Annotated in this window: 11 protein-coding genes; 6 read left to right on the top strand and 5 right to left on the bottom strand. The window is 41.7% G+C overall.

Annotated elements, in window-relative coordinates; translation table 11 throughout:
• The first annotated feature begins 74 nt into the window (after positions 1-74).
• From AB6735_RS01065 to AB6735_RS01040, 6 genes are all read left to right on the top strand, one after another.
• Positions 75-659, top strand: a complete 585-nt coding sequence (locus AB6735_RS01065; RefSeq protein WP_166090502.1) for a 50S ribosomal protein L25/general stress protein Ctc — start codon at positions 75-77, stop codon at positions 657-659.
• 144 nt (positions 660-803) lie between these two features.
• On the top strand, positions 804-1163 hold the full coding sequence (locus AB6735_RS01060; RefSeq protein WP_370993959.1) for a four helix bundle protein: 360 nt from the start codon (positions 804-806) through the stop codon (positions 1161-1163).
• A gap of 106 nt (positions 1164-1269) precedes the next feature.
• On the top strand, positions 1270-1830 hold the full coding sequence (gene pth, locus AB6735_RS01055; protein WP_370993958.1) for an aminoacyl-tRNA hydrolase: 561 nt from the start codon (positions 1270-1272) through the stop codon (positions 1828-1830).
• Between the two features lie 109 nt (positions 1831-1939).
• Positions 1940-4387, top strand: a complete 2448-nt coding sequence (locus AB6735_RS01050; protein WP_370993957.1) for an outer membrane beta-barrel protein — start codon at positions 1940-1942, stop codon at positions 4385-4387.
• Positions 4388-4449: 62 nt separating this feature from the next.
• Complete coding sequence (locus AB6735_RS01045; protein WP_370993956.1) at positions 4450-4800, top strand: Spx/MgsR family RNA polymerase-binding regulatory protein; 351 nt, start codon at positions 4450-4452, stop codon at positions 4798-4800.
• Positions 4801-5000: 200 nt separating this feature from the next.
• Positions 5001-6986: a M1 family metallopeptidase gene (locus AB6735_RS01040; protein WP_370993955.1), complete on the top strand. Its 1986-nt coding sequence runs from the start codon at positions 5001-5003 to the stop codon at positions 6984-6986.
• Between the two features lie 158 nt (positions 6987-7144).
• On the opposite strand, the gene AB6735_RS01035 is transcribed toward AB6735_RS01040, so the two are convergent.
• The 5 genes from AB6735_RS01035 to AB6735_RS01015 form a co-directional block, all read right to left on the bottom strand.
• Positions 7145-8881 carry a thiamine pyrophosphate-dependent enzyme gene (locus AB6735_RS01035; RefSeq protein ID WP_370993954.1) on the bottom strand — a complete coding sequence of 579 codons (1737 nt, stop codon included), beginning with the start codon at positions 8879-8881 and terminating at the stop codon, positions 7145-7147.
• 835 nt (positions 8882-9716) lie between these two features.
• Positions 9717-10634, bottom strand: coding sequence for a helix-turn-helix domain-containing protein (locus AB6735_RS01030; RefSeq protein ID WP_370993953.1), 918 nt, complete (start codon positions 10632-10634; stop codon positions 9717-9719).
• Between the two features lie 48 nt (positions 10635-10682).
• Complete coding sequence (locus AB6735_RS01025) at positions 10683-10901, bottom strand: LytTR family transcriptional regulator DNA-binding domain-containing protein (RefSeq protein WP_370993952.1); 219 nt, start codon at positions 10899-10901, stop codon at positions 10683-10685.
• A gap of 31 nt (positions 10902-10932) precedes the next feature.
• Positions 10933-13005, bottom strand: coding sequence for a (E)-4-hydroxy-3-methylbut-2-enyl-diphosphate synthase (gene ispG, locus AB6735_RS01020; RefSeq protein ID WP_370993951.1), 2073 nt, complete (start codon positions 13003-13005; stop codon positions 10933-10935).
• A gap of 102 nt (positions 13006-13107) precedes the next feature.
• On the bottom strand, positions 13108-13719 hold the full coding sequence (locus AB6735_RS01015; protein ID WP_370993950.1) for an RDD family protein: 612 nt from the start codon (positions 13717-13719) through the stop codon (positions 13108-13110).
• Between the last annotated feature and the right edge of the window lie 51 nt (positions 13720-13770).

Below are 13770 nucleotides of genomic sequence, written 5' to 3'. Positions count from 1 at the left end.
AATATTTGTGCGGATTAGATACCATGAACAATGATCTATGAACCATGAACTTAACAAATAAATAAATACAAATAATGAAATCAATTGCTATTAGCGGTTCTCCAAGAGAGAACGTAGGGAAAAGAGACGCTAAAGAACTGCGTTATCAAGGCTTAGTGCCTGCAGTACTTTACGGTGGGCCAACACAATCCCACTTTGCAGTGTCCGCAGCTGATTTGAGAGCCGTTGTTTATACTCCGGTTGTTCATTTCATCGATCTTGAAATTGCTGGTGTTAAATCACAAGCTATTATTAAAGATATTCAGTTTCACCCTTTAACTGAACAAATTATCCACGTTGACTTTTTGTTGCTTGACGAGAAAAAGCCAATCACTATCGAGATCCCTGTTAAATTAACCGGTACATCTCCAGGTGTTAAAGTGGGTGGTAAATTAGTTCAGAAACTAAGGAAACTGCGCATCAAAGCATTACCTAAAGATCATTTAGATGCTATTGAAGTAAGCATTGAAGCCCTTGAAGTTGGTAAATCAGTAAAAGTAGGTGAAATTAAATTGCCAAACCTTACTATTACCAATGCTCAGGAAGATACTATTGTATCTGTAACTACTTCACGTGCATTACGTCAGGCAGAGCAGGAAGCTGCTTCAGGTAAAAAGTAAGCTTTATCTGATTTGAAAAAAAGCGCCGGACTTGTGTCCGGCGCTTTTTTTTTGACAAAAGATGAAGGACGAAAAGACAAAGGACTTTTTTTAAACATTAGAGGATAAAAGATAAAGAATATCTTAGAGTGAAATAATTAAGATATGCTAAAACATAATTTCAGACAGCTTCGGATCTGGATTGATTCTGTGGAATTTTCAAAAGATGCTTATTTACTTACACAAAAGTTCTCTGCGGAACACCGGTTTGGAATATCAAGTCAGCTTTATCGTGCTGCTGTTTCAATTCCTTCAAATATTGCTGAAGGCTCTTCAAGAAAGTCACAGAAGGATTTTAGTCATTTCTTATCAATGAGCCTCGGCTCAGCATTTGAACTGGAAACTCAATTAATCATTGCTGAACAATGTGAATTAGCTATAAATGTTGATTACCAGAGCTTGCTTACCAGAGTTCAAGCCTTACAAAAGCAGATAGCATCCTTTGAATATCCAATTTCGCAATAGTCTTCTATATCAACGTTCTTTTACCAAGGTCCCGGTCCTTTGCTAAAAAATCCTTTGTCCTAAAGTCCTTTATCTTTTGTCCATAATCCTATCTTTGCTCCGCAAAATGAAATATCTTATAGTCGGTTTAGGAAATATAGGGCCTGAATATGCCGATACCCGGCATAATATAGGGTTTATGATACTGGATGAATTAGCCAAACAAGAGGGTGTAAAGTTTTATCACATGCGCCTGGCATATTACAGCGAAGTATCATTCAAGGGGCGTACATTGCATCTCATTAAGCCAACAACTTATATGAACCTCAGTGGCAAGGCGATGAACCACTGGATGAAGGAATTGAAAATACCTATCGAAAATGTATTGGTGCTTGTAGACGATATTGCACTTCCCTTGGGCACCCTCAGGTTAAAACCCAAAGGTAGCGCTGCTGGTCATAATGGCTTAAAACATATTGAAGCAACGCTTGGCAACAATAACTACGCCCGCCTCCGGTTTGGAGTAGGCGATAATTATCCCAAAGGCCGCCAGGTTGATTATGTTTTAAGTGGTTTTGACGATGATGAAAAGCCGGAACTTCCTGCGCTTATTGATCGCTCAATAGAAATGATCAAAAGCTTTGCTACAATCGGTACCGAATTAACTATGACCCGGTATAATAAATAATGCATCCCTCCGTTTCAATCGTAAACTAATCGCTTAGTTAAAATTTGTTAAATAATTTTTGCTGTATGCAACAGTTGTATAACTTACGGCGTCTTATCACTAAATCCTTATGAAACAATTTTTACTGACCCTGCTCTTCTGTTATCTTTCGGCGATTTGTTTTGCCCAGACTCAAAATTCGCCAACAAACATAACTGTTAAGGGTTCTGTAATTGACTCGACACTAAATAAACCCTTAGGTTATGTTACTGTAGCACTTCAGGATGCCACTACCCATACACCCGTAAAAAGTACGCTTGCCAAAGACGATGGAAGTTTTGAATTAAAGGCCCCGGATGGTAAAACTTACCAGCTGATTGTTGCTTTTATTGGATATGCTACCAAGATTTTGCCCGTAAAACTAACCGGAAATGAATTTAATGCAGGTAAAATTTTATTGGCTCCCTCCAGTAAAGAATTAAAGGAAGTTACCGTAACAGCCGTAAGACCAACCTTGAAACAGGAGGTTGACCGCCTTACTTACGACGTAACCGCTGATCCTGAAAGCAAGGCTGTATCTGCATTGGATATGATGCGCAAAGTACCGCTTTTATCAGTTGATGGGGATGATAAGATCAGGCTCAAAGGAAGCGGCAACTATAAGATCCTGATCAACGGAAAAGAATCGGCATTGATGGCTAAAAGTCCATCTGATGTATTGAAATCAATGCCGGCCACCAATATCGAAAAAATAGAAGTGATCACTACGCCACCCGCCAAGTATGATGCGGAAGGTTTAACGGGTATCATCAACATTATCACCAAGAAAAACGCCGATCAAGGTTATAACGGCAGTGTCAATATGCGCTATAATTCTGTCTGGGGACCGGGGTATAACCTGAACGCTACCGTAAAACAAGGTAAATTTGGTCTTTCCGGTTATGCTGGTTTTGGTACACAGAAAGAAGTAACCGCCGCAACGCACAACACACAGACGCAATTTTTAAATAAATCAGTATCAAGCATATTAAATCAGGACGGTACAAATACCTTTAGCGGTAAATACAAATACGCCAATGCCGAATTAAGTTATGAAATTGATAGCCTTGACCTGCTCACTGGTTCATTTGAGATCTTTCAGGGGCATTTTGATCAAAATGGCTCCTTGCAATCAAACCGGGTAAACAATGTTGCGACGCTTGATGAGGCTTACCGAAATGCAACTACCAGTAACAGTAAAGATAAGGGAGCCGATATCGCTATCAATTATCAGCGGAATTTTAAAAACCATAAAGACGAGTTGTTAACCTTGTCATATAAATACAGCTATTCGCCAAGCGATCAAACAAGTTCAAACGCATTTACCGACAGGTTTAATTATGATGATGTGAACAATCCCGATTTCAGGCAGCGTAATAACGCGGGTAACCGGGAGCATACCATTCAGCTTGATTATGTATATCCGCTTAAAAAACTAAATATCGAAGCAGGGGCTAAAGCCATCCTGCGTAATAACTTCAGTGATTTCGGGCGTGAAGACCTTGATCCTACTACAAATGAGTATGTGGTTAACACCGGGCAAACCAGTACGTTTGACTATCATCAGGATGTGACCAGTTTTTATAATTCCTATCAATTAAAACTAAGTAAGTGGACGGCAAAAGCCGGTTTACGCATTGAACACACAAAAGTAAGTGCCGATTTTACGGGTACACCCCTCGATAGGGGATATAACAACCTGATACCATCCATATCCATACAGCGCAGTTTGAATAGCAGCAGTATTAATTTCGGTTTTACGCAGCGTATACAACGCCCGGGTATATACCAACTTAACCCCTTCGTTGATAATTCAAATCCCAAATTTATCAGCACCGGTAACCCGGATCTGCGCCCCGAACTTAACAACACCTTTGAGCTCACCTATAGCAACTTTAAAAAGGCATCTGTTACAGTGGGTTTAAGCTACGCGTTCTCTAATAACTCTATCCAAACAATAAGCAGTTTACGTGATACGGTAACCTATACCACCTATCAAAACCTGGGTAGTAACCGCACACTGGGCTTCAATATCAATACCAATTTTTCAATCATCAAGCCCTTGACTGTTAGTTTAAACGGGCAAATTTCACATATTTGGCTAAAAGGTATTTATAATAGCGATTTTTTCAAAAATGATGGCTACATCGGTAATGCATTTGCCAGCTTTACCTATAAACTAGGTGATACTTACAGATTTGGCTATAATGCCGGTTTCTTTAGTGGTGACGTAACCTTGCAAGGTAAATCAAGTAATTTTATTTACAACTCTTATAGCGTCGCCAAAGACTTATTCAAGAAAAAATTTACGGTAACACTTGTAGCGAATAACCCTTACAGCAAATACAGGGCGTTTACCAATACCACCAATACACCAGATTTTTCTCAAACCATCAGCCGGGAAAATCCATACCGTCATTTTGCTATCAGGCTTAATTATAAATTTGGTAAGCTCAATAGCGATATTAAAAAGAATCAGCGCAGCATCAATAATGATGATACCAAAGGTGGTGGTAAAAGTAGCGGTGCCAGTCAGTAAGATTGCGTATTTGATTAAAAACACCTGACATATTTTCGGTGCAAAAAGGATAAATTAGCCCGATGAAAGTTTACGGAATAACTAACTGCAATACAGTTAAGAAAGCGCTTGACTGGTTAAAGGAAAATAAGATAGATTATAATTTCCAGGATTTTAAGAAATTAGGTGTAAGCACCGAGAAATTACAGGAGTGGGATAGCAAAGCCGGGTACGAAAAGTTCCTGAATAAGCAAGGCCTTACCTGGAAACAACTTGATCCTGAGGTAAAAGAAAGTGTAAAAACCAACACTGATGCGCTTACACTATTGCAGCAAAAAACCAGCATGATTAAAAGGCCGGTTATTGAAGATGGCGACTTTTTGTTTTTTGGTTTTGATGAAAAAGTTTACCAATCGCACTTTTTAAACAAGTAAGGGCAGGATATCTTCATATTCTTCAATTAATGTCTGTAAATCTTGTATATCTACCTGATTTATAGGCTTTCTGTTTATTTAATCAGTAATTCAATATTTCATTAAATCAATATTAATATTCTGGTAACAATCGTTTTACCCGGACGTTCAAAAACGTTTTTTTGTAGTATACTTGCTGTATACATACAAAAAATATTGAAATGAATTTAAAACTGATGGTCGGTTTCAGCATGGCCTTTATGCTGGCGGTTAGTGTAAGTGATGCTCAGCAGGCCGCTTCAACTAATGCGCCTGCTTCTGATTACAATTATCATGAGACTTTTGGGCCTGGCTTTTATACCAAAAATGGTACAGAATACCGTGCCGCAAGCGGCGAACCAGGACCTAAATACTGGCAAAACCGGGCCGATTATCAATTGGCTGCAAAACTGAATGATCAAACCAATGAGATCACCGGTTCGGAAGTTTTAACTTATACCAATAATAGTCCGCAAAGCCTGGACTTTTTATGGATGCAGCTTGACCAAAACCTGTTTAAATTAGATTCACGTGGAACAGCTATCGTGCCGCCTGCCGGCAGCCGTAACTGGGGGCGTGGTGAGGTGTTTGATGCGGGCTACAAAATAAAATCTGTAAAATACGCTTTGGGTAAGGGTGAATTTGCCGAAGCGAAATTTTTGATCAGTGATACCCGCATGCAGGTTTTTTTGCCTAAGGAGGTAACAGCCAATGGCGGGCAAGTTAAACTTAAAATAGAATACTCATTTATTCCGCCAAATTATGGATCGGATCGTATGGGTTACCAGGATACCAAAAATGGTAGGATTTATACTATTGCCCAATGGTATCCGCGTATGTGCGTATATGACGATGTAATGGGATGGAATACCCTGCCATACACAGGTCCGGGTGAATTTTACCTGGAATATGGTGATTTTGACCTGAGCATCACTGCTCCTGCAAATCACATCGTAGTAGCATCCGGCGAACTCCAAAATCCGCAGGAGGTTTATACACCCGAACAACAAAAACGCTGGGCCGAAGCTGCTCAAAGCGAAAAAACAGTAATGATCCGTACTGCCGATGAGGTTAAAGACCCTAAATCACGCCCGGCAGGTAAAACAGAACTAACCTGGCATTTCAAAATAAAGAACGCGCGTGATGCTTCATGGGCTTCATCGGCCGCGTTTATTATTGATGCCGCCAAAATGGATTTGCCAAGCGGTAAAAAATCAGTAGCTATTTCGGCCTATCCGGTTGAAAGTGACGGCAATGATGCCTGGGGGCGCTCAACAGAATATGTAAAAAAATCAATTGAATATAACTCTGCCAAATGGTTTGAATATCCTTACCCTGCTGCAACAGCTGTTGCCGGTATTGTAGGGGGTATGGAGTATCCGGGTATTGTTTTCTGCGGATACAGGGCAAAGAAAAACGCGCTTTGGGGTGTAAATGATCATGAGTTTGGCCACACCTGGTTCCCGATGATCGTAGGTTCAAACGAGCGTATGTATGGCTGGATGGATGAAGGTTTTAACACTTTTATCAATACCCTTTCAACTGCCAATTTTAACAACGGTGAGTATAAAAATACCCGCCAGATAGATATGCACCGCACCGGCGAGTTTTTCACTAAACCAGAACTGGAACCCATAATGAGCCAGCCGGCCAACCTGAAAGAAAGAAATACAGGTACATTACTGTATGCAAAACCGAGTGCCGGTTTGGTTTTATTACGTGAACAGATATTAGGCCCCGAACGTTTTGATTTTGCTTTTAAAACCTACATTAACAGGTGGGCATTTAAACACCCAACACCTGACGACTTTTTCCGCACTATCGAGAATGCATCAGGCGAGAGCTTGCAATGGTTCTGGAGAGGCTGGTTCCTGAACGACTGGCGCCTGGATGTAGCGGTTAGCGATGTGAAATATGTGGATGGTGATGCCTCAAAAGGAGCTATGATTACCATAGATAACCTGGGTAAAATGGCTATGCCGGTTATTCTGGAGGTAAAAACCAAAAGCGGTAAAACTGATCGTATTAAACTGCCGGTTGAAATTTGGGAGCGTTTTGCTTCATGGACATTCAAATATCCATCAACCGAAGAAATTGAGTCAGTTACTTATGATCCTGATAAAGTACTGCCCGATTATAATCCTGACAATAACGTTTGGAAGAAATAAAAGCAAAGGGTCCGGTTAGCCGGGCCCTTTGCTTTTATCCCTGTTATGTCATTGCGAGGCACGAAGCAATCTCCTCGCGTTCTCACTGATGAGAATAGCTACGCGATTGCTTCGTCGTTCCTCCTCGCAATGACATGGTTTATGGATTTGTTTTAGACTTATAACAAATCCTTCAAGTGTTTATAGTTTGATTTTACAGTATCCAGAACTTCATCCATATGGCCGTTGAGCATCAGTTTGGTCATCGAAACCGCCATGCCTTTCACTTGTTCAAACTCAATTTTAGGCGGCATTGCCAGCGCGTTCGGATCGGTAAATATATTTACTAAGGCCGGGCCGTCAAAAGCCAGTGCTTCAGTAATTGCCTCCTGAACATCTTGCGGGTATTTGACATTAATACCCTTAATGCCCATAGCCTGCGCTACTAAAGCGAAATCTGGATTGTACATATCTGTTTGCCAATCGGGCAAACCGGCAACTTCCATTTCCAACTTCACCATACCCAGGGAACGGTTGTTAAAAACGATGATCTTAACAGGTAATTTATATTGGACAATGGTAGCCAGATCACCTAACAACATTGACAACCCACCATCGCCACAAAGTGCGATTACCTGCTGGCCGGGACGGGCCAGAGCAGCGCCAATGGCCTGCGGCATGGCATTAGCCATTGAACCATGGTTAAAAGAACCTATCATTTTGCGCTTGCCTGTAGCATTGATGTAACGGGAACCCCATACGCATGACATACCGGTATCTACGGTAAATATAGCATCATCAGCAGCTGTTTTATCCAGTACACTGGCTACAAATTCGGGATGTATCTTATCCTGCTCACCACTGTCGTTTACATAAGTTTGCATCTTTTCTTTTACATCGGCATATACTTTAAGCTGTGCCTTTAAAAAGCTATCATCCTGTTTTTGACCGATCAATGGCAATAGCGCTGTTAACGTATCTTTAACGTCGCCGCATAACCCTACATCCACTTTAGCGCGGCGACCAATACGTTCAGGTTTGATATCTATCTGTACAATTTTGCAATCCGTAGGCATAAATGGAGTGTACGGAAAATCGGTACCTAATAATATCAGCAGATCACTTTCATGCATGCTATGATAGGCCGATGGCAGGCCTAAAAGCCCCGTCATGCCCACTTCGTTAGGATTATCATACTGAATATCCATTTTAGCCCGGAAAGAGTAAGCTACCGTAGCATGAAGTTTTTGAGACAGGGCTACTACTTCCTTATGCGCTTCGCCTGCACCTATGCCGCAAAAAATAGTGATCTTTTGGTGATGATTGATCAAAGCGAATAATTTTTGCAAATCCGTATCTGAAGGCCTGATCACAGGAACAGTATTAAAGTTTTGTGTTGCTGTATTTATCTCCACAGCATCCATACTGGTAATATCGCCCGGCAAACCAATTACAGCCACCCCTTTCTGATGTAATGCACTTTGTATGCCCGCCTGCAGCATGCGTGGCAACTGCCTTGGAGTAGCGGCTACCTGGTTATAATAGCTGCAATCATCAAACAGTTTTATGGTATTAGTTTCCTGGAAGTAATCGGTGCCAAATTCAAAAGTAGCTATAGTTGAAGCAATGGCTATAACCGGTGCGCCGGAACGGTGTGCATCATACAAACCATTAATGAGATGAACATGTCCCGGGCCGCTGCTGCCCGCACAACATGCAAGGCCGTTCAGCTGCGCTTCTGCTCCTGCAGCATAGGCGCCAACTTCCTCATGACGTACATGTATCCATTGTATATCACCTGCCCGCCTTACAGCGTCATTTACCTCGTTAAGGCTATCGCCGGTAACGGCATATATTCTTTTTACACCAGCGCTTGCCAGCATTTCTACCAGTTGATCTGCAACGTTTTTCGCCATGGTTAGGTTAATTTATGTTTTGATATTTATAAAGCTAACCACAGAATATGATGTGGGTTTTAAAAATTGTAAATTGCTGTAAAATATGACAATTATGGGGCGAATAGTTAGTGTGGCTTATAAACCAAAACCGGGAAAAACAGATGCTTTAAAACAACTCACCAAAACCCATGTACGCCGCCTTAAACAGGAAGGATTGGTAACGGATCGGTAACCTGTTATCAAGGAAGCTGCTGATGGAACCATTATTGAAGTTTTTGACTGGTTAAGTGCCGAAGCCATTAACCAGGCCCAACAGAATAAAGCCGTTCATAAAATGTGTGCCGAGTATGCCGAAGTTTGCGATTATGTAAACCTGAATAGCCTAAGCGAAACCGCAAATACGTTTGCTGAATTTATCCCGGTGAACTGATCCGGCTGATAACGAATGGTAAAACAAAACAGGCAGACTTTAAAAAGAGTCTGCCTGTTTTTATGTGTCAATATATAGAGAAGCCTTAAACGGCTGTTGATTTCTTGTATTGATTAAGAATGAATGTTTCCTTAATCAATACGTTTTGATATATGATAGAATTTACAGCGATAAAAGATTATCTGTAAATGACGGTTAAAATTTGATAGGTTTCCCAGTAGAGCTGTAGCAACCTGCCTTTTAGTAAGTTTAAGTTTTGTTTTTTCATGACCTTTGTTTCTTATTAACATAACAAAGGTACTGTGGATAGTGAGGCGTATCAATCTCAATAAATCGGTTTTAAGAACCAATTTTTCCGGTAGAGATGTTTTACCGTCAGGCAAGGGTCATGAAAGGTGTTTTGGATCGAAAAATCGAACGGTTTTATTGAACCTGCTTAAACTCCGAAGGATTATACCCCGCAAACCGTTTAAAAAAACGACTGAAATGTGAGCTGTTATCAAAGTTAAGCCGCTCGGCAATTTCTTTTATGCTAAGGCCTGATGATGATAGCAGGTACTGCGCCTCCAGGAACTGCCGGTTATGGATTACGTGCAGCGCATTTTGACCCGTTTCGTTCTTTACTATTTCGGTTAAATACTTGGCCGATATAAAGAGTCCGTCGGCATATTCCTGTACAGTTTTCATATCCAGGAATCTTTCCTCCACCAGCTTTTTGAATTTATATACCAGTTGATACTGTTTACTCAAATGACGGGTTGAATTCAATAAACAACTTTCGCAGGCACGGTTCATTTCATAGAGTAGATCGGTTAAAAGCAACCGCAGGATCTGTAAATGGAAAGCCCCTTGCTCCCTGCATTCGTCACTGATCTTTTCATACAAAGCCTTTAAGGATGCTACTCCTTTTTTGGACAGGCCATAAATAGGGGGGTAGTCGGGGTTTACCTCCAGCAGGTTGTCCAGGATGTTTTCTTTCAGAAAGTTATGGGTTAAAAAGTCCTTTTTAAACAACACCTGGTATAATCGCAGATCGTCTGAAGCGTCCTCAAAAGAAGTAATATATGCCGGTGATACCAGGTGAATGGAGTTGGGGTAAACTTCAAAAACAAAATGACCAACTGTTTTTTTATAGTTGCCGCTGAGACATAAAATAACCGAATAATAATCTGTTTTAACAGGTAAACCATACCGTACCCCTTTTTCGTTGCTTAATACTGCAAAATCATCCTGGCCCCAATTTTCATTTACAATGCCAAAATCGGGTTTAGCAATATTTGCCGATGTAATGTGGCGTTTAAGCGTTGAGGGAATATCAAAAACAGTTACTTTATTACTCATATGGGGATGGTGGCATCAAATATAAAGCAAAATTATGACCCGCAGATATTAGTCGATTTGTAAGCGCTCAGCTTTCAGCTTTTTTTGAACATCCTGCTTGTAATTACGGCCTATAGATAATTCATGACCCGCTACTTCAATACTGTAAGAGTAAAAAGAGTCTATTTTAGTCAGGCCAACAATGAACGAACGGTGAATGCGCACAAATTTATTTTCAGGTAGCAGTTCTTCCAGTATGCTGATCTTTTGCCCAAAATACTTATCCATTCAATAATTCACTAACTCAGTAATTCACTAATTAATTTTCCTGTTCTACCCAGTTACCATCTTCCTTGATAATACCGATGAGCTCATCAAGTGCGTTTGCCGAGCTGATGTTTTTCTTTACCGCTTCCTTGCCGCGGTAAAGCGTTACTTTATCGGTTCCTGAACCTACATAGCCATAATCCGCATCAGCCATTTCACCCGGGCCATTCACAATGCAGCCCATGATGCCAATTTTAAGGCCTTTAAGATGGCTTGTACGGCTACGGATCATCTGTGTGGTCACCATTAGATCAAACAGGGTACGACCGCAGCTCGGGCATGATATGTACTCTGTTTTGGAGATCCTGGAACGGGTTGCCTGTAAAATACCAAATGCAGTTGATGTAATAACGTTAGCCGGTAATTCAGGCGCATCTATCCATATCCCATCGCCAAAGCCGTCAACCAGCAAGGCGCCCAGGTCTGTAGCGGCATATAGTTGTAAGTTCTGAGTCTTAAATTCTAAGTCGTTAGTCGGAGAGTCATTTTGATTTTTGACTTTTGACTTTTGATTTTCAAATTCATAACTCCTTTTTATGATCACGGGTATCTCCAACCCAAGCTCTTCCAGTTTAAAGAAGAAACTACGCTGATCAGCCATGCCATGCAGCGCCGTTGTTTCCAGTACAAACACCAGCGAATTATCAAAAGGCAGGGAGCCAAACTCGTCCGACTCAATATCGGCAGGTACTATCCTGACCAGGTTTAATTTGGACGAACGGTCGGTACCCGGTGCAATGTATTCAGCTAAGGAAAACACCGGGTGGCAATTGGTTTTATCAGCCAGTTTTTGCCAGGTGTTATAGCTATATAATTGTTTTACATTGCTTGGAAATACAAACGATGGCAATTCATCGGCCAGGTAAACAAAATCGACGGATTGTTCGGCCATGTTGTATTTATCCAACAATGGCGAATACAGGTATCCCGCATCCTTCAAAACAGCCGGATCTTTCAGGTTTTTTGCCGACAGATCAACCACTATCCTTGGCACCATATGCCCGCCAATAAAAGCGTTGGCTTCATAAGTATGGCGTTTTTTGTACTCGTAAGGGGAGTGCTGTTGAGGCGAAAAATGAAAGGTTAAAGGTGAAGGTTTTTTTTCGTCCGCATTATTATTGTCTTCTGCCTTTCGCCTTTCGCCTTTTGCCTTTTCCCTTAAAGCGTAGCGTTTCACCAGTTCAATAGCTACAGGAGCCTCTGCTTCTGGTTCTTCGGTAAGGGAAACACGTACGGTATCACCCAGGCCGTCTTCTAACAAAGTACCGATGCCTACTGCCGATTTGATGCGACCATCCTCACCATCACCGGCTTCGGTTACACCCAGGTGCAATGGGTAATTCATGCCCTCGGCCACCATGGTATCTACCAGTAAGCGGTAAGCCTGCACCATCACCTGCGGATTGCTCGATTTCATGGAGATCACCAGGTTATAATAGTTCAGGGTTTCGCACATTCGCATAAATTCCATCGCCGATTCTACCATGCCCTGTGGGGTATCGCCATAACGGCTCATGATACGGTCGCTCAGGGAGCCGTGATTGGTGCCTATGCGCATGGCGGTACCATATTCTTTACAGATGTTAACCAAAGGAGCGAATTTTTTATAGATGCGTTCCAGTTCGCCCTGGTATTCCTGGTCGGTGTAATCTATCTGGTCAAATTTCTTTTTATCGGCGTAATTGCCAGGGTTTACCCTTACTTTTTCAACTATGCGTGCGGCCACTTCAGCAGCATTGGGGGTAAAGTGTATATCGGCCACCAGCGGAACGTTATAGCCGCGCTGGCGAAGCTGTTTCTTGATCTCGGCCAGGTTTTGGGCCTCTTTGATGCTGGGCGCGGTGATGCGCACATATTCGCAGCCGGCATCAACCATACGGATGGATTGCTCTACAGTACTCATAGTATCCATGGTATCGGTAGTGGTCATGCTTTGGATCCGGATAGGATTATTGCTGCCCATGGGCACATCGCCGATATTCACCTCGCGGGTAACAAAACGCGAATAATCGGTCAGTGAATTACAATAACGGCCTTGAAGCAATTTAACGGCATCAGTATTCATGCAGTGGATGAATTAAATAAGATGCAAATTTAATGAATATAGTCGAATAGCTATTTAAATTTCTATGGTTGACTACTTATAGTGAATGGAGAACTAGCTTTCTCAAAACAGCCTTTCCTTGATCACCAGGGTATTAGCCAGCATATCATGCAGGCATTGCTGTTTTTTATTGAAGAAGGCGATCACGTAACCTAAACAAAACGGCAATGCGGAAATCAGTTTGAGCAAATTACGACTAATAGCCGTGCCTGTACTGATACGGTCACCATTCATATCAACCACCTTGATCCTGAGCATTTGTTTGCCGTAAGTGGCCTGTTTAACCGAACTTTCCATCACTACATGATAGACCACTTTAGCCAGAGGGATAACGCCTAAAATGCTGAAGGATACAATGATCCGCGTTTCTTTATCCTGTATAAACAGCAGTACCACGATAAAAGCGATGATCACAAACACCCCGAAAAGTATAAACCAATCCAGCGCTGAGGCCAGCAGGCGCTGATCAAAACTACCATAATACTGCATGAGCAGTGAAGGCTTGGCAAAGCCGAAAAGCGCGCGTAGTTCGGCAATTTCCTGTGCTTCTTTATAATCATCCATTTCGGGAGTTTTTATAAAGTCGGTAGGTTTTACTTTGAGGCTTTTTAGCTGGTCTATGCTAAAAGGGCCTTGCGGTTTGCCTTCAATTACCAGTATGTAGGTTTGAGCCATTAGTCGGGTTTTTTTGAGAAGCGTTTACTTATTTGATTATCGCAAACGCCC

This window comes from Mucilaginibacter sp. RCC_168, assembly GCF_041355315.1.
GTDB lineage: Bacteria > Bacteroidota > Bacteroidia > Sphingobacteriales > Sphingobacteriaceae > Mucilaginibacter.
This window is presented reverse-complemented; position numbering and strand designations above follow the sequence as displayed.